The following is a 22,746-nucleotide window of genomic DNA, read 5'->3' on the forward strand; positions in this document are numbered from 1 at the left end:
GCGCATGCCTCAAAATCGCGTCGTACGAACAAGGCGGCCGCGCGCATCTGGCACAGGGGTTACTGGCCCGAAACAAATGTAGGAGCGAGCGCAGCTCGCGATGCGCCGCGCGGGCGGCGCTCGATCTCACAGACGCTGAAGATGCTGCGGCTACCCTTGCCAGGAACCATAGAATTTCCCACAGGGCCCGCGCAAGAGGCGGGTTACCACAAGGCTGCCGAGGCCGCAGCCAGTACCCTGGCAAACACCTCCAGCGCCTTGTCGACTTCGGCGTCGGTGCTGAAACGGCCGATGCTAAGGCGCACGCTGTTGCGCGCCTGGTGCTCATTCAGCCCCAGCGCCAGCAGCACGTGGGACGACATGTTGCTGCCCGAGTTGCACGCCGAGGTGGTGGACAACGCCAGTTCGCTCGCCAGCGCCGCACTGTTGAAGCCCGGGCTGTCGATGCACAGGTTCAGGGTGTGCGGGATGCGTTGTGTGGCGCAGCCATTGAGGCTGACCCCGGACAACTTCAGCAAGCCTTCCTGCAGCCGCGTGGCCAGCTGTGCTAGGCGCAGGTACTCGCTGTCGCCGGGCTGCCCGGCCAGGGCGAACGCACTGCCCATGCCGGCAATCTGATGGGTGGCCAAGGTCCCGGAACGCAGGCCCTGTTCATGGCCACCGCCGTGGATCTGTGCGCGCAGTACCGGGCGCGCGCGAGGCCCGACGTACAGGGCGCCGATGCCTTTGGGCCCATAGACCTTGTGCGCCGAGAACGACATCAGGTCGACAGCCATCGCGCGCAGGTCGATCGCCAGTTTGCCCACTGCCTGTGCGGCGTCCACGTGCAACAGGGCGCCATGCGCGCGAACGCACTCGCCAATGGCGGCAACGTCGGTGACCGTGCCCAATTCATTGTTGACGGCCATCAGCGATACCAGGCGGGTATCGGCGCGCAACGCGGCTTGTACCGCCGCGGGCTGGATCAGGCCACGGGCATCAGGTGCCAGGCGCGTGACCGCCCAGCCTTGGCGCTCCAGTTCGGCCACGGTTTCGAGTACGGCTTTGTGTTCCAGCAGGCTGGTGACCAGGTGCCCGGGGTGGTCGATGCCGTTGGCAACGCCTTTGAGTGCCAGGTTGTTCGACTCGGTGGCGCCAGAGGTCCATACCAGCGCTTCGGCCGGGGCCCCAATGCGCTCGGCCACTTGCTGGCGTGCCTGGTCCACCGCACTGCGGGCGGCCTGGCCGTAGGCATGGCCACTGGAGGCCGGGTTGCCGAAGTTGGCCTGGCGGCCGAGGCAGGCGAGCATGGTTTCGATGACCCGGTCATCGACCGGGGTAGTGGCGGCGTAATCGAAGTACAGCGGGGCGTTAGGCATCGAGGCATGTCCATGTCTGTCGCCGTGGGGTCGGCGATCGTTGGCATCAGCCTATCGTGTGGCCGAAAGATGCTTTTCGCTTCCCGCTGGGCTATTTGTGGCGTATTTGCATGCTTGTTCTATTTGATTGTCTTTTTGGAGAATATTTTTCTCGATTCATTCTTTCGCACAGCACACCGTGATACGCATCGACCGGTTTCAGCGCGCATTTCAGGCAGGTTCAAGCGCTTTTTCTTCGTCGGCTACCACACGTTGGCACAGCTCGGTGATCTGCTCGCGCATCCAACGGTTGGCCGGGTCCTGGTCGGTACTTTCGTGCCAGTACAGGTGGGTTTCCAGGGCCGGGACCTCCACCGGCAGCGGGTGGTAGCGCAGCTGATGACGGCGAGCGAAACGCTCCGGGACGGTCATTGCCATGTCGGTCTGCTGCAACACTTGCGAGGCCATCAGGTAGTGCTGCGAGCGCAGGGCGACCTTGCGTTGCACGCCCATCTTGCCCAAGGCCAGGTCGACATACCCCAGGCCGTTGCGGCGGCTGGAAATGTGGATATGGGTCATGCCCAGGTAGCTGTCGAGGGTCAGTTTGCTGTCCGCCAGCGGGTGGCTTTGGCGCAGGGCACAGACATAGCGGTCCTGCATCAACTTCACGTGGCGGACCTGGGGGTCGGTGTTCAACGGCGCGTCGATGGCGAAATCCAGGCGGCCTGCGGCCAGCTCCTTGGTGGTTTCACGGCGCTTGCACAGGAAACTCTCGATCAGCACCGCCGGCGCCAGGCGGCGCAGCCGCTGGAACAGGGGCGGCAGAATGACCGCTTCGGTCAGGTCGGTCATGCTGATACGGAAGGTTTTGTTGGCCTGTTGCGGGTTGAAAATGCGGCTTTCCTGTACTGAGGTGCGCAGCAGCGCCAGGGCGTTGCGCACCGGGCCGATGATGTTCTGCGCCATGGGCGTGGGCACCATGCCTTGCGCAGTGCGCACGAATAGCGGGTCGTTGAAAGTTTCGCGCAGGCGCGACAGGGCGTTGGACACCGCCGGCTGGGTGATGCCGACAATCTGCCCGGCGCGGGTGAGGTTGGCTTCGGTGTAGATCGCATCGAACACGATGAACAGGTTGAGGTCGACCTTGCTGAGGTTCATGGGCGCCGCTCTTTGTTGGAGTTATCTGTCGATCATATATCGGTTATGAATGTTCATACACGCTGAAAATAGACTAGGTGGATCGGGTTGCGCTGCTCTAGGCTCTGGCCATGTTCTTCGAACCGTGAAGGTAACCCCGATGGATTTCGCCTATTCGCCCAAGGTCCAGGCACTGCGCGAACGTGTCACCGCGTTCATGGATGCTTATGTCTACCCCGCCGAGGCGGTGTTTGATCGCCAGGTCGCCGAGGGTGACCGCTGGCAGCCCACCGCGATCATGGAAGAGCTCAAGGCCAAGGCCCGCGCCGAGGGGCTATGGAACCTGTTCCTGCCCGAGTCGGAGTACGGCGCTGGCCTGAGCAACCTGGAGTACGCGCCGCTGGCCGAAATCATGGGCCGCTCACTGCTCGGCCCGGAGCCGTTCAACTGTTCGGCCCCGGATACCGGCAACATGGAGGTGCTGGTGCGCTACGGCAGCCAGGCGCAGAAACGCCAGTGGCTGGAGCCGCTACTGCGGGGCGAGATTCGTTCCTCCTTCGCCATGACCGAACCGGATGTGGCTTCCTCGGACGCGACCAACATGGTCGCGACCGCGGTGCGTGACGGTGACGAGTGGGTGATCAATGGGCGCAAATGGTGGACGTCTGGTGCGTGCGACCCGCGCTGCAAGGTGATGATCTTCATGGGCCTCTCCAATCCGGAAAGCCCGCGTCACCAGCAGCACTCGATGGTATTGGTGCCAACCGATACGCCTGGTGTGAAGATTGTTCGCCCGCTGCCGGTATTCGGCTACGACGATGCCCCGCATGGCCACGCCGAGGTGCTGTTCGAGAACGTAAGGGTGCCTTACGAAAACGTGATCCTCGGCGAGGGCCGCGGCTTCGAGATCGCCCAGGGGCGCCTGGGCCCTGGGCGTATCCACCACTGCATGCGTTCTGTCGGCATGGCCGAACGGGCGCTGGAGCTGATGTGCAAGCGCTCGGTTGCGCGCACCGCCTTCGGCAAGCCTCTGGCACGCCTGGGGGGCAACGTCGACAAGATTGCCGATTCGCGCATGGAAATCGACATGGCCCGGCTACTCACGCTCAAAGCGGCGTACATGATGGACACGGTCGGCAACAAGGTCGCGCGCAGCGAGATCGCGCAGATCAAGGTGGTGGCGCCGAACGTGGCGCTGAAGGTGATCGACCGGGCGATCCAGCTGCATGGCGGGGCAGGGGTGAGCGGCGATTTCCCGCTGGCGTACATGTACGCCATGCAACGCACCCTGCGCCTGGCCGACGGGCCCGATGAAGTGCACCGGGCGGCGATCGGCAAGTATGAGATTGGCAAGTATGTGCCGGCAGAGATGTTGCGCAGCGGGCGGTGAGGCAGGCTGATTCTCGTCAGGCCTACTCTTTGTGGCCGGCATTGGCTTGGGGGGTACCGTGTGCCGGCGGCTGATCCACCACAGCCGGCTTCTGCCCCCGCGTCTTGAGCAGCGAAATCACCACCCCACCCAGCAACAGCCCGAACGTCACACCCAACGACAGCAACGCCGGCACCTTGCCGACCATGCCATGGTAGAAGATCTTGCAGCCGATGAAGATCAACACCAGCGCCAATGCGTACTTGAGGTATACGAACCGGTGCATCAGCGCCGACAACGCAAAGTACAGCGAGCGCAGGCCAAGAATGGCAAAGATGTTCGAGGTGTAGACAATGAACGGGTCCTGGGTGATGGCGAAGATCGCGGGTACGCTGTCCACTGCGAACACCAGGTCGGCCAGCTCGATCAGCACCAGTGCCAGGAACAGCGGCGTTGCATGGCGCAGGGCCTTGTTCTGCCCCGGGGGTGTCTGGCGGACAAAGAAGTGCGAGCCATGGATCTCGTCGGTCACCCGCAGGTGCCGGCGCACGAACTTGAGGATTGGGTTGTTGGCCAGGTCTGGATGGCTGTCTTCTTTGGCCAGCGCCATCTTCACCCCGGTGAACAGCAGGAAGGCCCCGAAGAGGTACAGCACCCAGGCGAAGTTCTGCACCAGTGCTGCGCCCACCCCGATCATGATCGCGCGCAGGATCACCACCCCGAGGATGCCCCAGAACAGCACGCGGTGCTGGTAACGGCGGGGGATGGCGAAATAGCTGAAAATCATGGCCATGACGAACACGTTGTCCATCGACAGTGATTGCTCGACCAGGAAGCCGGTGTAGAACTCCAGCGCCGATTGCGCGCCTAGCTGGAACCAGACCCAACCGCCGAACAGCACGCCGATGCTGAAGTAGCCGGAGTACAACAGCAGGCTCTCGCGCATGCCGATTTCACGTTCGTGACGGTGCAGTATGCCGAGGTCGAGTACCAGCAGGCCGATGACGATGGCCATGAACACCAGCCACAACCAGGTGCTGGTACCGAGGAACGGGGTGGTGAGAAACGCCTGTAGAGCTGTCATGAGCCCCTCCTTGAATGTCGACGTTGCGTGGCAACAGTGATCCGACATCACGGCGTGGCAGCCGTCAGAGGGGCCCGGTATCACATAGGGTTAAGGCTAGACCTGTTTGCCTGCGCTGCCGAATCCGGCGCTGTTACATTTGTTTGCCAGGCGGCCGTGAACAGCATCACCCTGTTGCTCAGTACACCCACACCTCCACACGCTGGTTGTGCAGCCGCCCTTGTTCACGTTCGTTGCCGGCCACAGGCAACTCAGCGCCCATGCCGGTCACCTGCAGCACTGCGACGCCGTTACGTGCCAACTGGCGGCGCACCGCCTGCGCCCGCAAGCGCGACAGCAGCGCAGCGCGGCCTGGGGTCAGCTTGGGGTCGCCGAAGCCAACCAGCACTGTCTTGCCTTGTAGCTTGCCGGCCTGGTGCAGGTAATCGGCCACCCGTTGCACATCACGCAGGGCCTTGTTGTCGAGGTTGGCGCTGCCTGCCTGAAAGCGAAAGTTCACGCTCAGCCGTTGTGCCTGCCTGGCCAGGTTGCGGTAGCGCGGCGGCATGCCTGCCTGTGGTGGCACTGGCAGGGCCTGTATCTGCTGCGAAACGAACCCTTGCTGGGCGACGATGGCCTGGCCTGCCGGGCTTTGGGCGAAGTCCGCCAAGGCTTTGGCGGGTGGTTTGGGGTTGGCCGGCAGATAGAAGTACAAGCGCCGTGACAGGGGGTAGTCCTCGCTGGCCACCAGGGCGCGCGCTGGCAGCATGGCCGGGGCGTCCCCTTCAGCCACCGCCAGCACCTTGGCCCCGTGAATGGCGGCCAGGCTACTGAAGCCAATGGCCTGGCGGTCGGTGCTCACCCCTGCGGCCAGTTCGTCACTGGATTCGAAGCGCCGGGCCTGGGCTGACAGTGCCGCGTGCTGTGGCGCCAGTACCAGTGCCTTGAAGGTTTCAAAGGTGCCGGAGCGGTCGTCACGGGCGTACAGGTGAATGGCCCCGCCGGAAATGCCCAATTCTTCCCAACGCTGGATCTGACCAGAGAAAACTTGCGCCAGTTGCCCTGTGCTGAGCTGCGGCAGCGGGTTGTCGGGGTGGACAATGACCGCCACACCATCCAGGGCAATGACTTGCTCGGAAGCGGCAGCACGCAGGTCGCCCAACGCTCGCAACTGGAGTACTTCGTTGTCGTTGATCGGCCGTGAGGCGGCGGCCAGGTCGGCCTCGCCCTCAACCAGGGCGGTGAAGCCGGTGCTGGAACCGTGGGCAGCGATGTCGATGCGTACCGGTTGGCCCTGCGTGTCGCGGGCCGTGATCACGGTTTCGTTGGGCAGCTTGCCGGCCTGGCGTTCGATCGCGCTGGCTTGCTGCGCACGGAGCTGGCCCTCCACCAGCGCCGGCAGCAGGGCTGCGCCAATGGTATTGGAGCCTTGCACACGCAAATGAACGGGTTCAGCCACGGTGGTCAGTGGTAGCACGGTGAGCAGTAGCACAAGCAGGCGCGGCATGCCGGGTGGCCCTGTGGCATAGAGTTGGCCGGCAGATTACGACAGGGGCGTGATGATAATGTGACAGTCAATGGGCTTGAGGCTGTCGAGGCTGCTGTGCAGCCCATCGGCGGCAAGCCGGCTCCCACACCGATAGCAATGTTCTCAAGACCTGTGCTGTACGTTGTGGGAGATTCTATGGTTTCTGGCAAAGGTAGCCGCAGCATCTTCAGCGCCTGTCAGCCCTGATGCGATCCCTGTGGGAGCCGGCTTGCCGGCGATGGGCCGCAAGCCGGCCTTGGCGGTCTCAATGCGCGCCGGCCGATTTGCTCAGGTCGCTCTCGGCCCATTCGGTGTAGATGCAGGCATCTGCCACTGCCCAGCGCACCTTCACGCTGTCCCCTGGCTGCATCGGCATACCCGCTGCAGACAGTGCCTTGACCGTCAGTTCGGTACCACCAGCAGTGACCACATGGCAGGTTTGGCTTTCCCCCAGGAACAGTACCTCGCCAACCTTGGCGCTGACCTCGTTCCAGCCTGCCGGCAGCGGCTGGCGCGCGGCTTGTTCGGCAGTCAGGGCCAGGGCTTTTTCCGGGCGGACCATGATCAGCGCATCCTGCGAGGCTGCCAGCCCCGGGGTCAGGCGGATGGCCACCGGCTGGCCTTCGAAGCTGGCTGCGCCGTTGCTGCTGGCCTTGATCCGCAGGAAGTTGGAGTTGCCCAGGAACGATGCCACAAACGCATTCGGCGGGTTCTGGTACAGGTCGTAGCCGGTGCCCAGGCCAACGATCTTGCCGTGGCTGAAAATGGCAATGCGCTGCGACAGGCGCATGGCCTCTTCCTGGTCGTGGGTCACGTAGACAATGGTGATGCCGAGGCGGCGGTGCAGCTGACGCAGCTCGTCCTGCAGGTCTTCACGCAGCTTCTTGTCCAAGGCCCCGAGCGGCTCGTCCATCAGCAGAATGCGTGGCTCGTACACCAACGCGCGGGCAATCGCCACACGTTGCTGCTGGCCGCCGGACATCTGCGACGGCTTGCGTTGGGCGAACTGTTCCAGTTGCACCAGCTTGAGCATGGCATCGACGCGCTTGCTGGTTTCGCCCGCATTGAGTTTGCGAATGGCCAGCGGAAAGGCGATGTTGTCGCGCACGTTCAGGTGCGGGAACAACGAGTAACGCTGGAACACCATGCCGATATCACGCTTGTGCGGCGGCACGTTGACCAGCGACTGGCCGTCGACCAGAATCTCGCCGCTGCTCGGCGTTTCGAAACCGGCCAGCATCGACAGGGTGGTGGACTTGCCCGAGCCACTGGAGCCGAGAAAGGTCAGAAACTCGCCTTCCTGGATCTCCAGGTCTAGGTTGTCCACGGCGGTGAAGTCGCCGTAGTGCTTGTTCAGGCCACGCAGGCTGACCAGGGTCTTGCCGTGCGCGTTGTCTTTGATCACTGCACTCATTGTTGTTATCTCCGCGCTCAGGCGTTTTCGGTGCGCCGGCGCAAGGCGGCGGCAATGAACATGACCAGCAGCGAAAGGCCGATCAGCAAGGTCGAGGCCACGGCGATCACCGGGCTCAGGTCCTGGCGCAGGGTGGTCCACATCTTCACTGGCAAGGTCTGCAAGTCGGGGCTGGCCATCATCACGCTCAGTACCACTTCATCCCAGGACACCAGGAAGGCGAACAGGCCCCCGGCAATCATCCCCGGGCGAATGGCCGGGAAGGTGACATTGAAGATCGCCTGCAGGCGCGACGCGCCGCAGATCACGGCGGCATCCTCGATCGACTGGTCGAACAGCTTCAGCGAGTTGATGATCGAAATGATGGTGAAGGGCAGGGCGACGATCACATGGCTGACCACGAACGCGAACAGCGTGCCGGTATAGCCCAGCTTGAGGAACAGCGCGTACACCGCCACCGCAATGATCACCAGCGGCACGATCATTGGCATGGTGAACAGCCCGTACAGCAGTTCACGGCCCGGGAAGCGGCCACGCACCAGGGCGAACGCGCTGGGTAACCCCAGCAGCACCGCTGCAACGGTGGTCAGCACGGCCACCTTGAAGCTGGCCAGTGCAGCCTCCATCCACTCGGGGTTGGAAAAGAACTGGCCGTACCACTTGAGGGTCCAGCCGGGCGGCGGGAAGACCAGCCACTGCGACGACCCGAACGACAGCAACACGATGAACACTACCGGCAGCAGCAGGAAGGCTGCGATCACCCCGGTGGTCAGGTACAGGCCTGTGCGCAGCGGGCGGCCCATGGCATTGGGGGAAAGGAGCATGGCGGTTTACCTCGGGTTGCCAACCGGGGACTCCGGCTGCAGCTTCAGGTACAGGTAGAAGAGCACCAGGGTGATCAACACCAGCAGTGCGGCGGCGGCGCTGGCCAAGCCCCAGTTGAGGAACGACTGCACCTGCTGGATGATGAATTCCGGCAGCATCATGTTCTGCGCCCCGCCCAGCAGTGCCGGGGTGACGTAGTAACCGAGCGACATCACGAACACCATCAGCGCCCCGGAAAACAGCCCCGAGCGGCACAGTGGCAGGAACACCTTCCAGAAGTTGGTCCACGGGCTGGCGCCACAGATCGAGCCTGCCTGCAGCACCATCGGGTCGATGGCGTGCATGGTCGCCTGCAGCGGCAGCACGATGAACGGGATCATGATGTAGCTCATGCCGATCACTACACCGGTCAGGTTATGCACCATCTCCAGCGGGGCATCGATGATGCCCATGGCCATCAACGCCTTGTTGATTACCCCCGAACTCTGCAGCAGCACCAGCCACGAGTAGGTGCGTGCCAGCAGGCTGGTCCACATCGACAGCAGCACGATGTTCAGCAGCCAGCGGCCCCAGCCTTTGGGCACCAGGGTGATGGCCCACGCCAGCGGGAACCCGAGCAGCACGCTGATCAGGGTGACCACACCGGCCACCGAGAAGGTGTTGAACAGCACCCGTGCGTAAGCCGAGTTGGCGAACAGCTGCTCGTAGTTGCCCAGCCCGGGCGTTGGCTCCAGTACCCCGCGCAGCAACAGGCCGATCAGCGGGGCGAAAAAGAACAGACCCAGGAACAGCAAGGCCGGCAGCAGGTTGCGGCTGCCTTTCCAGCGCTGGCTCAGGCCCACGCGCCGCGGTACGGTGCCCGGAGCGCCGGCCCCCGTGGGGGCACCTTGGGCGTTATGCAGGGCGTTGATGGCGACTTTCATTTGACCAACCACTCATTCCAGCGCGCGGCGATGGCCTGGCCGTTCTTGGCCCAGTAGGCGAAGTCGAGGGTGACCTGGTCCTGGGCATGGGCGGTAGGCAGGTTGGGTGCAAGGTCCTTGTCCAGCTTGGCTACGCTGTCGACGTTGACCGGCGCGTAGGCGGTCTTGTTGGCGAACTCGGCCTGGCCTTCGGCGCTGCTGGCGTTGGCCAGGAACTTCATGGCCGCGTCCTTGTTCTTGGCGCCCTTGGGGATGACCAGGAAATCGGCCATGACCAGGTTCTGCTTCCAGCTCACACCCACCGGGGCACCGTCTTGCTGCAGGGCGTAGACGCGACCGTTCCAGAACTGGCCCAGCGCAGCTTCACCAGAGGCCAGCAATTGCTGCGACTGAGCGCCACCGCCCCACCAGACGATGTCTTTCTTGATGGTGTCGAGCTTATTGAAGGCGCGGTCCAGGTCCAGCGGGTAGAGCTTGTCGGGGGCTACACCGTCGGCCAGCAGGGCCAGTTCCAGCACGCCTGGGCTGGGCCATTTGTACAAGGCGCGTTTGCCAGGGTAGGTCTTGGTGTCGAACAGCGCGGCCCAGTCGACTGGCTTGTTGGCACCGAGCTTGCCTTCGTTGTAACCGAGCACGAAGGAGAAGAAGAACGAGCCGACACCGTGGTCGGACACAAAGCGTGGGTCGATCTTGTCGCGCTTGATCTGGGTGAAATCGAGGGGTTCGAGCAAGCCTTCGCTGGCGGCGCGCAGGGCAAAGTCGGCTTCCACGTCGACCACGTCCCATTGCACGTTACCGCTCTCGACCATGGCCTTGAGCTTGCCATAGTCGGTCGGGCCGTCCTGGACTACCTTGATGTCGGTCGCTTTGGTGAAGGGAACGGCCCACGCTTCTTTCTGGGCGTCCTGGGTGGTCCCGCCCCAGCTGACGAAGTTGAGGCTGTCGGCGGCTTGGGCGGCCTGACATGCCAGGGTCAGCAGGCTGGCAGACAGCACTGCGGTTACACGTTTGCTCAACAGCATGGTTACGCCCTCGTTGCTTTTGTTATTCGAGGCTGGGCTTGTGGTGCGCCCGCCAATAGTGTTCGGGGAGCAGCTAAAACATAGTGTCGATGGCCATCTGGCGTTGTGGATGCCGGCCAGCAGACTTAAGGTCTACGGGATATCATATTATGGTATTCCAAACTTTTGGCAAGAGGTATGAGGCGACCGGCCATCACTCTGTCCTCTGCATGCTTGCGCGAACCTCTGTAGGCGCGACGCAAGGCCGCGCCTACAAGGCACTGCGTCAGTCCACCAGGCCTGGCTCAAAGGGAATGCTCTGCACCACCTCCAGCTCATAACCCGCCAGCCCCGCATATTTCAGCGGCGGCCCCAGGTGGCGCAGCTTGCCCACCCCCAGGTCCTGCAGAATCTGTGCTCCGGTGCCCACTTCCGAGTACACCTTGGACTGCCCGCGCTGGTAAGGCCGCACCGGTTGGGTCAGCTGTGGTACCCGCTCCAGCAATGCCTGCGAGGATTCATGGTTGGCCAGGACCACCACCACGCCGCTGCCTTCCTCGGCCACCTTCTGCAGTGCCGCCCACAGGGTCCAGTTGGCGGGGCCGGCGTACTCGGCACCAACCAGGTCGCGCAGGGGGTCGATCACATGCACCCTGACCAGGGTTGGCTGCTCGCGGCGGATGTCGCCCATTACCATGGCCATGTGCACGCCACCTTCGATGCGGTCTTCATAGGTGACCAGGCGGAAGGTGCCATGCACGGTCGGCAGCTCACGTTCGCCGATGCGCTTGATGGTCTGCTCGGTGCTCAGGCGGTAGTGGATCAGGTCGGCGATGGTGCCGATCTTGATGCCATGCCGTGCAGCGAACACCTCAAGGTCCGGGCGACGCGCCATGGTGCCGTCGTCGTTGAGCACTTCGACGATCACCGAGGCCGGGCTGAAGCCGGCCAGGCGCGCAAGGTCGCAACCCGCTTCGGTGTGGCCGGCGCGGGTCAGCACGCCGCCTTCGCGGGCACGCAGGGGGAATATATGGCCGGGTTGGACCAGGTCTTCGGGGCGGGCCGTGGGGGCCATGGCGGCGGCCACGGTACGTGCCCGGTCGGCGGCAGAGATGCCCGTAGTGACGCCCGTGGCAGCTTCGATCGACACGGTGAACGCGGTGCTGAACACACTGCCGTTGGCCGGTACCATCTGCTCCAGCCCCAGGCGTTGGCAGTGATCGTCGGTCAGGGTCAGGCAGATCAGGCCCCGTGCTTCGCGGGCCATGAAGTTGATGGCCTGGGCGTCGCAACGCTCGGCGGCGATCAGCAGGTCGCCTTCGTTTTCGCGGTCCTCGTCATCCACCAGCAGGACCATTTTGCCTTGCCGGTAGTCCTCGAGAAGTTCCTCGATGGTGTTGAAAGCCATGTTGCACGCTCGCTGTGGTGGTGTCATTTTTATGGTATACCATCATACACAAATGTCGACGAATCAGGAGGAAGTGCATGAAGGCCTATTGGATCGCCCATGTGGACGTGACCGACCCCGAGCAGTACCTGCAATACACCCAACGCGCCCCGGCTGCCTTCCAGGCGTTCGGTGGCCGCTTTCTGGCCCGTGGCGGGCGCAGCGAAGCGCTGGAAGGGCGGGCCACACCTCAGCGTAGCGTGGTGATCGAATTTGATTCCTACGCGCAGGCGGTGGCGTGTTACCGGTCTGAGCTGTACCAGGAGGCGTGCAGCCATCGCCAAGGGGTAGCGAAGGCCGAGGTGATCATCGTTGAAGGGGTGGGGCCGTGAGTGTTGGTTGATGCCCCTGACGCCGGCGAGCCGGCGATAGGGCCACTACTGGCAAAACAGAAGCTCAAGGCGCTTGCGTAACGTGCACGTTGTCGATGACCATGCGCGGATTTACGCCGTCTTCAACCATGTGAAGGTGCAGGATTTCAGGGCCGTTCACCGTTAGCTCATCGGACCCATAATGCATACCGTCACGGTCACTCAGCCGTTTGTGGTTGTCCGTAAAGGTGAGATCTCTGGTACATAGATCACTGCACCCCCAGTCGTAACTTACGCGGCGGGTACCTGTGCCAGGCAGCAGAATTTCGGTTGAACCGTCGAACGTAAGATGTTTTGCCTTTATGGCGCTTCCATCGCCGCTGTGCGAATCGTCGCTGATCCCACCCGTGCCATGTAGTTTGAATGTCGTTTGGTCAACCTTGAATTCCTTGCGGTCACCGACCTGCTCGGACTCGAAATCGACCTCCGAAGGCACGATGGGGCGACCTACCGCTTGGTCTTGCTCATCGTAGGTGAGCTGCATAACCTGATCCTTCGCCGTGGGCAGCTTGATTCGGATTACAGGCACCGCCTGGCCATACGCTGCGTGATACCGGAACTGGTCGAACTGCGCCAGCAAGCCAGCCTGCGTCTGACCCTCGACATAGAAAAATGCAAAAACAGGCAAGTCGGCGCCCACGCCGACTTGCCAGGCTGGGAGCAAAATCTCGTTGTAGCCCATCCACGCATCGGCGCTCAAACCTGCCCTGACTTTTAACGGCATCTCGAACCACCGGGCCTTCATGTTCGCGGGTGCTTCGCGAAGGTCCCATCCGCAGACTCTTGATTTTCTGATGTCATCTTCGCTGTACGTTGCCAACCACGCTTCGGCATCCTTCACGCCGACCTTCTGGCACGCATCCGTGGTGCTCTCAAACCCATCATGCGGGCCGCACCCCTGCGCGGTTTCGCGGTTGTCCGTGCCACCATCGATGGGGAAGGTGCACAGTACTTCGAGCTCGCGCAGCTTGCCGTGCGGGATGGCCTGCAGCGGCGGGAACAAAAAACCATTGAAGCGTTCCGCCGCCCTGCCGAAGTTGGTGTCGCGGCGCACCCAGGAAAACGCTATGGCGCCTTTATCCAAGTGCTTGCGGCTCGGGTCCCAAGGTAGCGATTCTGGGCTGAAACCGGTGGCACGCATTTCAAAACCGCTGCACAGGTAGCTGGGTTTGTCAGGCCCACCACAGTCTTCGGTGACCGAGTCGTACCAGACTTTCAGTTGCGTAACCGCCTGTTCACCCCGCTTGTTCAATTCGATCAACTGCTGTGACTTGGCTGTTGCGCTTGTGAGTGCCTGAGTCTGCGCGGGCGGACGGGCAGGCAGCACAGGGGACGTGTGCGACACGCAACCGATCAAACTTCCCAGGGTTAGAAGCGACAAGGCTATTCGTGTCCACATTGGCGAGCACCTTTTTCTGAGTGGAGTAGCACAGCCGCACGCATAGCTATCGTGGGCTTTGCTGCAATTTGCGCACAGGAAAAAAGTGGCGGCTACTGGCAGTTCTATCAGCATTCGGGCCAAGCCCAGGTGACCGAGCGCCAACATCTCGATTGGGCCTGGGCAGGTCTTCCGGTCATGGGCTCAGTTCAGGTGCGCTTTGAGTTCGGCGCCAGCCTGGCGCATTGCCGCCTTGACCGCCGGTACCTGGCTCAGCGGGTTGAGCAGCCCATAGTCATGGATCATGCCGTTGTAGCGCACCGAGGTCACCGGCACGCCGGCGGCATTCAGCTTGCGGGCATAGGCCTCACCTTCATCACGCAGCACGTCGAACTCGGCTGTTTGCACCAGCGCTGGCGGCAAGCCTTGCAACTGTTCGGTGGTAGCTCGCAGCGGCGCGGCGTAGATCTGTTCCCGCGCCTTGGCATCCGTGGTGTAGTTGTCCCAGAACCACTTCATCATGCCGGTGGTCAGGAAGTGCCCTTCGGCAAACTGTTTGTACGAAGCGGTTTCGAAGCTGGCGTCCGTCACCGGCCACAGCAACAGCTGGAAGCGCAGGGCCGGGGTGCCAGCTTCTTTGGCCTTCAGCGCCACGACCGCCGCCATGTTGCCACCGACGCTGTTGCCAGCCACGCCCAGGCGCTTGCCATCCACGCCGATCTGCTGGCCGTGCTCGGCCACCCAGCGGGTCGCGGCATAGGCCTGGTTGATCGCGGTTGGATAATGCGCCTCCGGCGACGGGGTGTAGTCGACATAGACCGCCACTGCCCCAGAGCCAACCACCAGGTCACGGATCAGCCGCTGGTGGGTCGGGAAGTCGCCGAGCACCCAGCCACCGCCATGGAAGAACATGAATACCGGCAACGCCCCTTTGACATTGGCCGGGCGAACCACCTGCAGCTTGATCGACTGGCCGTCGGCCTCGATGGTGCGTTCCTTCACCTCGATCCCGGAGAGGTCAACCTTGACCGAGGCCTGGGCGCCGGTCAGCACCGCGCGGGCATCTTTCGGGCTGAGTTGCTCCAGTGGCTTGCCGCCGCCTTGCTCCAGGGCTTCGAGGAAGGCCTGGGTGCGTTGCTCCACGCCTGGGCTTCCCGCTGCGAACGCGCTGGAAACGGACAGCGCCAGAAGCGAGGCGGTGAGTGTTTTGTGGACAATGTTCATGGGCGAATCCTTTTCTGTGAAAGTGTCGGGAATGGTCGTCTTGCCTGGCCTGCTGGGCCATCGCTGCGACCTGTGCGTAGATTAGGCAGGTGCGCTCGTGGGAAAAAGCCGCTATAAAGCGTTTTACTGTCACCAAGAGCGAGACAATGAACCCCTACGAAGACATGCGAATCTTTGCCCAGGTGATGGAGGCCGGCAGTTTCACCGCCGCTGCCGAGCGCCTGGGGATGTCCAAGCAATCGGTGAGCCGGCGCCTGATGCAACTCGAAGCGCGCCTGGGCGTGCGCCTGCTCAACCGCTCCACCCGGCGCCTGGATGCCACGCCGCTGGGGCAGCAGTACTACCAGTCGGCCATGCGCCTGCTGGGTGAAGTGCAGCAGGTGGAGCACGACATCAGCGGCCAGGCCCAGGCCTTGCGCGGCACCTTGCGCCTGAGCGCGCCATTGTCGTTCGCCATGGCGCACCTGGGCTGTTTGCTGACCGAGTTCCTGCAGTTGCATGCGCAGGTGGATGTGGAGGTGGACCTCAGTGATCGGGCGGTGGATCTGATCGGCGAAGGCTATGACCTGGCGTTGCGGATTGGCGCGCTGGAGGACTCCAGCCTGATCGCCCGGCGCATCGCCGATGTGCAGCGGGTGTACTGCGCGAGCCCGAGCTACCTGGCGGCGCGCGGTGTGCCGGCCAGGCCGGAGAACCTGGCCGGGCATGACTGCCTGCCCTATGGGCATTCGCGGCAGGTGCAGTGGCAGTTTCGGCAGGCTGGCAAGGCCCAGGCGATTCAGGTGGCCGGGCGCATGCGCGCGAACAATGGTGAAATCCTGAGGGACGCGGCGATTGCCGGCATGGGGGTGACTTACCTGCCGACCTTCATCGTAGGGCAAGCGCTGGCCGATGGTCGCCTGGTCACGGTGCTGGATGACTGGCGCCCGCCGGCATTGCAGCTGTCGGCAGTGTACCCGCAGCACCGCCAGGTGGCGCGGCCGGTGCAGGGGTTCGTGAACTTCCTGCGCGAGCGCTTGCTGCAGTTGTAAAGCCAGGGCACGGGCGATAAGAAGACCGCTTCTACAAGCACCCGCAAAAACTGGCTATGCTTGGCCCATGACCAGCTCTCCACCGTTGCGCCAGCCTTGTCCCCCTGGCGCCTGCATTTGTGGCCGCGAACAACTGGCCGACCACCCGCAGACCGCCCAGCGCATACTCCTGCTGACCCGCCAGGAAGAAAAGCGCCTGCTCGACCGCCTGGAAAACCTGAAGGACCTTGAAGACCTGCAGCGGCTGCAACAACGCCTGTTCGACAATCTCGGCATTCGCGTGCACATCGCCCCGGGCTTCAATGAAGTGCGGACCATGCGCGGCATCGTCATCGAACTGGATAACCAGCCCGGACTATGCCGCAAGACCCGGCAGGCGATCCCGGCGGCGATTCGGCGCGGGCTGGAGCGCAATCCCGAGGTTGCGTTCCGCCTGCTCGATACCCACGACCTGCTGCGCGATGCATGAGATGAAGTTAATTTTCCGCCGCCTTGCTACGTCTACTTGAAAGCCCCCTGCGCCAGTGCGCGCAGCGGTTTTCATCATTCAAGGAGGCAGGCAATGACTTCTGTATTCGACCGCGAAGATATCCAGTTCCAGGTAGTGGTCAACCATGAAGAGCAATACTCGATCTGGCCCGACTACAAAGCCATCCCCAACGGCTGGCGTGCAGTGGGCAAAAGCGGCCTGAAAAAGGAATGCCTGGCGTATATCGACGAGGTGTGGACCGACATGCGCCCCCTCAGCCTGCGCCAGAAAATGGCCGAAGCCGCCCCCCAGTGACCGCACTGAACCTGCTGTGCCTGCCGTACTCGGGGGCCAGCGCCATGGTCTACAGCCGCTGGCGGCGCAAGCTGCCGTCGTGGGTGCAGGTGCGCCCGGTGGAACTGCCCGGGCGCGGCGCCCGCATGGCCGAGCCGCTGCACACCGACATGCAGGCGCTGGCCCGGCAACTGGCCAGCGAGCAGCGCCTGGCCGCCAATGCACCCTACGCGTTGCTGGGCCACAGCCTGGGTGCCTTGCTGGCCTTCGAGCTGGCGCATGAGCTGCAAGCGCTGGGCTGCCCGGCGCCGCTGGCGTTGTTTGCCTGCGGCACGGCGGCCCCGACCCGGCGCGAAGATTACGATGGCAGGCACTGGCGCGAGCCAAAAACCGACGCCGAGCTGATCAGCGAGCTGCGTGAGCTGCAAGGTACGCCCGAGGAAGTGCTGGCCAATGCCGAGTTGATGAGCCTGACCTTGCCGACACTGCGCGCCGATTTCCTGCTGTGCGGCACCTACGCCTACCGTCAGCGGCCGGCCCTGAGCTGCCCGCTGCATGTGCTGGCCGGCACTGATGACCGGGCCAATGACGAGCAACTGCGGGCCTGGGGCAAAGAAACCCACGGCGAGTTTTCGCTGCAGATGTTCCCCGGCGGGCACTTCTTCATCCACGAGCATGAAGACCGTGTGCTCGACGCCCTCACTGCCTCGCTGCAACCGTTGCGCCTGTCCGCCTGATTGACGTCACCGCTTGCCTGGGGGAGGCTAGGCCTTTTCCCAGGCAAGGGGCAGAGCATGCTGATCGATCCACACAAGGCCACGCTGCTGGTCGTCGACATCCAGGAAAAGCTCATCGGCGCCATGAGCGACGCCGAAGGCACCCGGGCGCGGGCCCGCTGGCTGCTGGCGGCGACCGCCGAGCTGGAGCTGCCGGTGGTGATTTCCGAACAGTACCCCAAGGGTCTGGGCCACACCCTGGCCGAGTTGCTGGCGGTGGCACCGGCCGCCCAGGTGGTGGAGAAAAGCCATTTTTCCTGCGTTGCCGCCCAATGCTTGCCCGACAGCCTGATGGCCCGTGAACAGGTGATCGTGTGTGGCATGGAAACCCATGTCTGCGTGCTGCAGACCGTGCTCGGCCTGCTGGCGCTGGGCAAGCAGGTGTTCGTGGTCGAAGATGCCTGTGACAGCCGCACGGCGGCCAGCAAGGCGGCGGGCCTGGCGCGCATGCGCGAAGCCGGTGCGCAGGTCGTGACCCGGGAAATGGTGCTGTTCGAACTGATGGGGAGTGCAGCGCATCCGTTGTTCCGCCATATCAGCAAGACCTACCTGGTCGGTGAACAGCCCTGAACGGCCGGTTATGGGCGGCAGGCATGATGGCCCTTGCACTGCTGCAAGGTTGCGCCGGGCGCCGCGAAGAGGTGCCCGCAGCGGACCCGGCCGAGGTTCGCGCCCAACTGCTGCGGTTGCTGCCCACGCAAGCCCGCGACCGCGAGGGCTGGGCCAAGGACATCCAGGTGGCCTTCGAGGCCCAGCGCATCCCCCCCAGCAAGAGCAACCTGTGTGCCGTGTTGGCGGTCACCGAGCAGGAGTCGACCTTCACTGACGACCCACAGGTGCCCAACCTGGGGCGTATCGCCCGTGAAGAAATCGACCGCCGCGCCGCGCGCCTGCACATCCCCAGGCTGCTGATCGATGGTGCGTTGAAAACGCCGTCTGGCAACGGCCAAAGCTACCAGCAGCGGCTACAGGCAGTGCGCAGCGAGAAACAGTTGAGCGAACTGTACGACGAGGTCATTGCCCGGCTCCCGTTGGGCAGGACCTTGCTTGGCGGGCTGAACCCGGTGCATACCGGCGGGCCCATGCAGGTCAGCATCGACTTTGCCGAACAGCATGCGCAGGGGTACCCCTACAGCCATGACGGCAGCATTCGCCAGGAGGTATTCACCCGGCGCGGTGGCATGTACTTCGGTATCGCCCACTTGTTGGGTTACCCAGCCAGCTACGAACGCCCGCTCTACCGCTTCGCCGATTTCAATGCCGGCTGGTACGCCAGCCGCAATGCGGCGTTTCAAGCGGCGCTGAGCAAGGTCACGGGTGTGCGCCTGGCGCTGGACGGCGACCTGATCGCACCGGGGTCGATCATGCCGGGCGCGACCGAAACGGCGGCGCGCAAAGTGGGCGGGAAGCTGGGGCTGCGCAACCCGCAGATTCGCCGCCAACTGGAGGACGGCGACAGCCTGGCGTTCGAGGACAGCAAGCTGTACGCCGGGGTATTTGCCCTGGCCGACGCGGCCGCTGGCAAGCCGCTCCCGCGAGCGGTGCTGCCGGGGATCGAACTGAAGAGCCCGAAGATTACCCGCAAGCTGACCACGGCGTGGTTTGCAGGGCGGGTGGACGAGCGTTACCAACGGTGCATGAAGCGCTAGCGCCCAGGTGAACTGTCAATGTCGCCCCTGCCGAGGCGGGCGCGGTCTTGCAGCGCGAAAGGACCGCAAAGCGGCCCCAGGATTTGCGACGGACTGTTGATCAGCTTTCGCCAAGTGCCCCGACGACTTGTTCGACACTGGCCTTCAACCCGGCAAACGCATCATCCGGGTCGCTGTCCACCACCACCAGCTTCGCGCCGGCCGCCTGGATCGCTGCGGCCAGCGCCGGCTCCGGTTGGCGATGGTCCAGCACCAACGCCACATCCTGTGCCTTCAGGTTGGCCTCCAGCGCCTTCAGCGCGGCAGCATCCCACGCCGTTGGCAGCGGCTGCTGCACCACATCCAGGTTCAGGCCGCTGGCCAGGTAACCCAACCGCGGCGACAGGCTGACCACTGTGAGGTTGTCGACCTTGGCCAACTGCGTCTGGCTGCTGGCGGCAAGTTCCAACAGCTGGCGCTTGAGCGCGGCCAGGTTGCCCTGGATTTTCGTTTTTTCGCTCGGCGCAAGGCGTTCCAGGTCGTTGGCCACGACGTCGGCCATGCGCCCCAGATTGGTCGGGTTCAGCCACGGGTAGGCGTTGTAGGCATCGTCGCCACTCACCGCGATACCTGGCAATGCGCCGTCCACCGGTCGTGCGGCATCGATCTCGACAATGCGGATATTGCTGCGCCGGGCCATCGGGTACAGCGGGTCGTCGCGCCAGATCGAACGTACGCCGATCACCGCATCGGCCTGTTGCGCAGCCTTGTCCAGGCTGGCGCCACCACGGCCGCTGAAGTACGACGGCTGGCGACTGGCCGGCAGGTTGGCCGGGGCTGCGCGCTTGAGTTGTACGCCGGTCCCCTCGAGCAGGGCGCTGGCCAGGCTGTGGGTGATCGGCAAGGTGGTCAGCACCTGCGTGGCGAAAGACAGCGACGGCAGGCTGGCCAGGGCCAGTGCCAGGGTCAGGTGTTTCAGGTTCATGCCGGGTTTCCTTGCAGGCGGGGAACGAGGGCGCGGGCGAGCGCAGCGAGGGCGAAGCAGAGACCGGCGACCAGGATGATCGCGGCACCCGACGGCACCGGCAGGTCGAACACGATCGGTAGCAGGATGCCGAACAACGTGCTGATGGTGGCGATGAGCACCGAGAGGAAGAAAAAGCCCTTCAGTGACTGGCTGACCAGGCGCGCGGCGGCAGCCGGGATCACCAGCAACGCACCGACCAGAATGGCCCCGATCACCTTCACTGCAGCCACGGTGACCAGGGTCACCAGCACCACGAACAGGTAGTCCAGTGTTTTCACCGCCACCCCGCGTACAGCAGCCAACTGCGGGTTGAAGCTGGCCAGCATGATGCGGTTGTACAGCGGCAGCGCCAAGGCCAGCACCAGCATGGCGACGATGCCCAGTACCACCAGGTCCTGCCCGCTCACGGTCAGCACCGAACCGAACAGCACGTTCTCGAGGATGTGCACATTGATCTTGCCCGCCAGCATCAGTAGCAGGCTGGCGCCCAGCGCCAGCGACACCGAGAGGAATACGCCGATCAGTGTGTCCGGTGACAACCCGGTGCGGTTACGCAGGAAGTTCAGCAGGATGCCGAACAGCAGGCAGTAACCGAACAGGCTGCCATAAGGCCCGGTATAGGGCTCGCCCAGCAGGATGCCGATAGCCACGCCGGTCAGTGCGGCATGGCCGACCGCTTCGGAAAAGAATGCAAAGCGCTTGACCACCACCAGGGTGCCCAGGCCACCCAGCACCGGGCCAATCATCAGGCCGGCGAGCAAGGCATTGACCACGAAGCCATAGGCCAGCGCCTCGGGCAGGTAGCCGGCAGTGGCCCAGTCCTGGACCGTTTGGCGAAAGGTTTCGAAACTCATCAGGCAATGCTCTCGCTACGCGGGTGGACGGAAAACAGGCCCAGCAGGCGCTCCGGCGTCAGGGCCTGGGCTGGCGGGGCGTCGAACAGTACCTGGCGGCTCAGCCCGGTAACCCGGTCGGCCAGGCGCAGCACCGCTTCCAGGTCGTGTTCGATCCACAACACAGTGGTCCCCGCCTGGCGCCAGGCCAGCAGCAGTTGTTCGAACACCTGAATGCCGGCTTCATCGAGCGCCGACATCGGCTCGTCCAGCACCAGCAGCTGTGGTTCGGGGATGAGCCCCTGGGCCAGCAGCACCCGCTGGCGCTCACCGCCCGACAAGGCCCCCATGCGCCGCTTGCGCTTTTCCAGCATGCCAACCCGCGCCAACGCAGCATCGATGGCAGGCTGCACCCTGCGCGACAAACCCAGGAAGGCCGGGCGCCGCTGGCACATGGCGGCCATGAAATCATCCACGGTCATTGGCAGCCCGCGGTCGAACTCCAGGGCCTGCGGGACGTAGCCGATCACCTCGCCTTGCCCTGGCCAGTGCAGGGTCAGTTCACCATGGTGGGGCATTTGCCCGAGCAGGGTCTTGATCAGCGAACTCTTGCCGCCGCCGTTGGGGCCGACGATGGCGTGCACGCTGCCCGGGGCGACGGTGAAGCTGACCTGTTCGAGGATACGGGTGCGGCCCAGGGTCAGGTCGATATCGGCAAAGGTGATGCGCGGCCCGCAGGCCGTTGCCAGGTTGGCAGCGGCGGTCATGCGCGGTTCTCCTGAATGGCGCGGACCACGGTGTCGAGGTTGCGCTTCATTTCCACTTCGTACTTGTCCTTGGTGTATTCGCCATAGGAAATGTGGGTAAGGGGGTAAAGGCGCACACCAGACTCACGCTGGATGGTTTCGACATAGGCTGAGGGGAAGTCCATTTCCGAGAAGATCACCCTCACGTCCAGTGCCTTGAGCTGGTCGATGGTCTTCTTCAGCTGCGCCGGGCTCGGCTCGATACCATGGGCGGGTTCGACCACGGCGGTCACTTCCAGGCCGAAGTCGCGGACCAGGTAGTCGTAGGCAGCGTGGATGGTGGCCACGCGGAAGGTAGCGGTGGGGGCCTCGGTGACCTTGGCCAGTGCCTGGGCACGCAAGCCACGCAGGCGTTTGGCGTAGGCCCGGGCGTTCTGCGTGTAGAACCGGGCATTGTCCGGGTCGAGCCGGCCCAGCTCGCGGGCAATGTTGTTGACCTGGGCAATGGTCGTGCTGATCGACAGGAAAGTGTGCGGGTTGACCACCTTGCCGGCACCGCGTGCGGCAATGCCGGTAGCTGCCAGCAGCGGTACGTTCTGGTTGGCCTCGATCGTGGCGATATCAGGTTTTTCACTGGCAGCGATCATGCGGTCGGCAAAGTCGTCATGGCCAACGCCATTGAGCACCACCACGTCCAGGGTGCCGATGCGCTTGATGTCTTCGGCCCGGGGCTCGTAGGCGTGCGGGTTGAAGCCCGCCGGAATCAGCGGCACCACCTCGGCCTTGTCGCCAACGATGTTGCTCACGTAGCTGTAGTAGGGGTGCAAGGTGATGCCGATACGCAGCGGCTTGCCGTTATCGGCCAGAGCCATTGCCGGCAGGGCCAGGGCCAGGAGCAGGGCGAGGGTGGAGCGAAACATGGGCG

The 22,746-nt window shown here is 63.7% G+C and carries 23 protein-coding genes; 8 read left to right on the plus strand and 15 right to left on the minus strand.

The window, feature by feature from the left end; translation table 11 throughout:
- Nucleotides 1-203: 203 nt before the first annotated feature.
- Entirely contained in the window at nucleotides 204-1,358 is a 1,155-nt protein-coding gene (locus tag QME24_RS01155) for an aminotransferase class V-fold PLP-dependent enzyme (protein ID WP_281690733.1), read from the minus strand.
- A gap of 210 nt (nucleotides 1,359-1,568) precedes the next feature.
- Nucleotides 1,569-2,495 (minus strand): LysR family transcriptional regulator, encoded by a 927-nt coding sequence (locus QME24_RS01160; protein ID WP_029887304.1) that lies wholly within the window; start codon nucleotides 2,493-2,495, stop codon nucleotides 1,569-1,571.
- A gap of 139 nt (nucleotides 2,496-2,634) precedes the next feature.
- On the opposite strand from QME24_RS01160, the gene QME24_RS01165 reads away from it, so the two are divergent.
- Nucleotides 2,635-3,864: an acyl-CoA dehydrogenase gene (locus QME24_RS01165; protein WP_029887303.1), complete on the plus strand. Its 1,230-nt coding sequence runs from the start codon at nucleotides 2,635-2,637 to the stop codon at nucleotides 3,862-3,864.
- Nucleotides 3,865-3,886: 22 nt separating this feature from the next.
- On the opposite strand, the gene QME24_RS01170 is transcribed toward QME24_RS01165, so the two are convergent.
- The 7 genes from QME24_RS01170 to ribBA all read right to left on the minus strand — a co-directional run bounded on the left by QME24_RS01170 (nucleotide 3,887) and on the right by ribBA (nucleotide 12,005).
- Nucleotides 3,887-4,927: a TerC family protein gene (locus QME24_RS01170; RefSeq protein WP_154211002.1), complete on the minus strand. Its 1,041-nt coding sequence runs from the start codon at nucleotides 4,925-4,927 to the stop codon at nucleotides 3,887-3,889.
- Nucleotides 4,928-5,105: 178 nt separating this feature from the next.
- Nucleotides 5,106-6,413 (minus strand): substrate-binding domain-containing protein, encoded by a 1,308-nt coding sequence (locus tag QME24_RS01175; RefSeq protein ID WP_054905038.1) that lies wholly within the window; start codon nucleotides 6,411-6,413, stop codon nucleotides 5,106-5,108.
- A gap of 286 nt (nucleotides 6,414-6,699) precedes the next feature.
- The gene (locus QME24_RS01180) at nucleotides 6,700-7,848 is read right to left on the minus strand and encodes an ABC transporter ATP-binding protein (RefSeq protein ID WP_054905039.1); all 1,149 of its coding nucleotides are present in this window, start codon (nucleotides 7,846-7,848) and stop codon (nucleotides 6,700-6,702) included.
- A 17-nt stretch (nucleotides 7,849-7,865) separates the two neighbouring features.
- A complete protein-coding gene (locus QME24_RS01185) occupies nucleotides 7,866-8,672 on the minus strand; it encodes an ABC transporter permease (protein WP_054905040.1) in 807 nt (268 codons plus the stop codon).
- A gap of 6 nt (nucleotides 8,673-8,678) precedes the next feature.
- On the minus strand, nucleotides 8,679-9,596 hold the full coding sequence (locus QME24_RS01190; protein WP_009686435.1) for an ABC transporter permease: 918 nt from the start codon (nucleotides 9,594-9,596) through the stop codon (nucleotides 8,679-8,681).
- Nucleotides 9,593-10,618: an ABC transporter substrate-binding protein gene (locus QME24_RS01195; RefSeq protein ID WP_054905041.1), complete on the minus strand. Its 1,026-nt coding sequence runs from the start codon at nucleotides 10,616-10,618 to the stop codon at nucleotides 9,593-9,595. The genes QME24_RS01190 and QME24_RS01195 overlap by 4 nt, the downstream gene beginning before the upstream one ends.
- A 265-nt stretch (nucleotides 10,619-10,883) precedes the next feature.
- Complete coding sequence (ribBA, locus tag QME24_RS01200; RefSeq protein ID WP_054905042.1) at nucleotides 10,884-12,005, minus strand: bifunctional 3,4-dihydroxy-2-butanone-4-phosphate synthase/GTP cyclohydrolase II; 1,122 nt, start codon at nucleotides 12,003-12,005, stop codon at nucleotides 10,884-10,886.
- Between the two features lie 77 nt (nucleotides 12,006-12,082).
- Here ribBA and QME24_RS01205 point away from each other — a divergent pair, with 77 nt between their 5' ends.
- Nucleotides 12,083-12,376 (plus strand): DUF1330 domain-containing protein, encoded by a 294-nt coding sequence (locus QME24_RS01205; protein ID WP_054905043.1) that lies wholly within the window; start codon nucleotides 12,083-12,085, stop codon nucleotides 12,374-12,376.
- 64 nt (nucleotides 12,377-12,440) lie between these two features.
- On the opposite strand, the gene QME24_RS01210 is transcribed toward QME24_RS01205, so the two are convergent.
- Nucleotides 12,441-13,676 carry a hypothetical protein gene (locus QME24_RS01210; RefSeq protein ID WP_232892157.1) on the minus strand — a complete coding sequence of 412 codons (1,236 nt, stop codon included), beginning with the start codon at nucleotides 13,674-13,676 and terminating at the stop codon, nucleotides 12,441-12,443.
- Nucleotides 13,677-13,997: 321 nt separating this feature from the next.
- Nucleotides 13,998-15,017, minus strand: coding sequence for an alpha/beta hydrolase (locus QME24_RS01215; RefSeq protein WP_029887295.1), 1,020 nt, complete (start codon nucleotides 15,015-15,017; stop codon nucleotides 13,998-14,000).
- Between the two features lie 146 nt (nucleotides 15,018-15,163).
- Here QME24_RS01215 and QME24_RS01220 point away from each other — a divergent pair, with 146 nt between their 5' ends.
- The 6 genes from QME24_RS01220 to QME24_RS01245 all read left to right on the plus strand — a co-directional run bounded on the left by QME24_RS01220 (nucleotide 15,164) and on the right by QME24_RS01245 (nucleotide 19,236).
- Complete coding sequence (locus tag QME24_RS01220; protein ID WP_054905045.1) at nucleotides 15,164-16,048, plus strand: LysR family transcriptional regulator; 885 nt, start codon at nucleotides 15,164-15,166, stop codon at nucleotides 16,046-16,048.
- 67 nt (nucleotides 16,049-16,115) lie between these two features.
- Nucleotides 16,116-16,517 (plus strand): hypothetical protein, encoded by a 402-nt coding sequence (locus QME24_RS01225; RefSeq protein WP_054905046.1) that lies wholly within the window; start codon nucleotides 16,116-16,118, stop codon nucleotides 16,515-16,517.
- 93 nt (nucleotides 16,518-16,610) lie between these two features.
- Nucleotides 16,611-16,832, plus strand: a complete 222-nt coding sequence (locus QME24_RS01230; RefSeq protein ID WP_009686443.1) for an MbtH family protein — start codon at nucleotides 16,611-16,613, stop codon at nucleotides 16,830-16,832.
- Nucleotides 16,829-17,548, plus strand: coding sequence for an alpha/beta fold hydrolase (locus tag QME24_RS01235; RefSeq protein WP_054905047.1), 720 nt, complete (start codon nucleotides 16,829-16,831; stop codon nucleotides 17,546-17,548). Before QME24_RS01230 ends, QME24_RS01235 begins: the two co-directional genes overlap by 4 nt.
- A 57-nt stretch (nucleotides 17,549-17,605) precedes the next feature.
- On the plus strand, nucleotides 17,606-18,157 hold the full coding sequence (locus QME24_RS01240) for a hydrolase (RefSeq protein WP_054905048.1): 552 nt from the start codon (nucleotides 17,606-17,608) through the stop codon (nucleotides 18,155-18,157).
- A 23-nt stretch (nucleotides 18,158-18,180) separates the two neighbouring features.
- Nucleotides 18,181-19,236, plus strand: a complete 1,056-nt coding sequence (locus QME24_RS01245) for a DUF1615 domain-containing protein (RefSeq protein ID WP_281690734.1) — start codon at nucleotides 18,181-18,183, stop codon at nucleotides 19,234-19,236.
- A 100-nt stretch (nucleotides 19,237-19,336) separates the two neighbouring features.
- On the opposite strand, the gene QME24_RS01250 is transcribed toward QME24_RS01245, so the two are convergent.
- Genes QME24_RS01250 through QME24_RS01265 form a run of 4 tightly spaced genes read right to left on the minus strand, consistent with a single transcriptional unit; the run spans nucleotide 19,337 to nucleotide 22,741 of the window.
- A complete protein-coding gene (locus QME24_RS01250; protein ID WP_047149662.1) occupies nucleotides 19,337-20,200 on the minus strand; it encodes a zinc ABC transporter substrate-binding protein in 864 nt (287 codons plus the stop codon).
- Nucleotides 20,197-21,096 (minus strand): metal ABC transporter permease, encoded by a 900-nt coding sequence (locus QME24_RS01255; protein WP_054905049.1) that lies wholly within the window; start codon nucleotides 21,094-21,096, stop codon nucleotides 20,197-20,199. Before QME24_RS01255 ends, QME24_RS01250 begins: the two co-directional genes overlap by 4 nt.
- Complete coding sequence (locus tag QME24_RS01260; RefSeq protein WP_054905050.1) at nucleotides 21,096-21,842, minus strand: metal ABC transporter ATP-binding protein; 747 nt, start codon at nucleotides 21,840-21,842, stop codon at nucleotides 21,096-21,098. The genes QME24_RS01255 and QME24_RS01260 overlap by 1 nt, the downstream gene beginning before the upstream one ends.
- Nucleotides 21,839-22,741: a metal ABC transporter substrate-binding protein gene (locus QME24_RS01265; RefSeq protein ID WP_054905051.1), complete on the minus strand. Its 903-nt coding sequence runs from the start codon at nucleotides 22,739-22,741 to the stop codon at nucleotides 21,839-21,841. Before QME24_RS01265 ends, QME24_RS01260 begins: the two co-directional genes overlap by 4 nt.
- Nucleotides 22,742-22,746: the final 5 nt, after the last annotated feature.

This window comes from Pseudomonas sp. PARCl1 (genome assembly GCF_947311875.1).
GTDB lineage: Bacteria > Pseudomonadota > Gammaproteobacteria > Pseudomonadales > Pseudomonadaceae > Aquipseudomonas > Aquipseudomonas juntendi.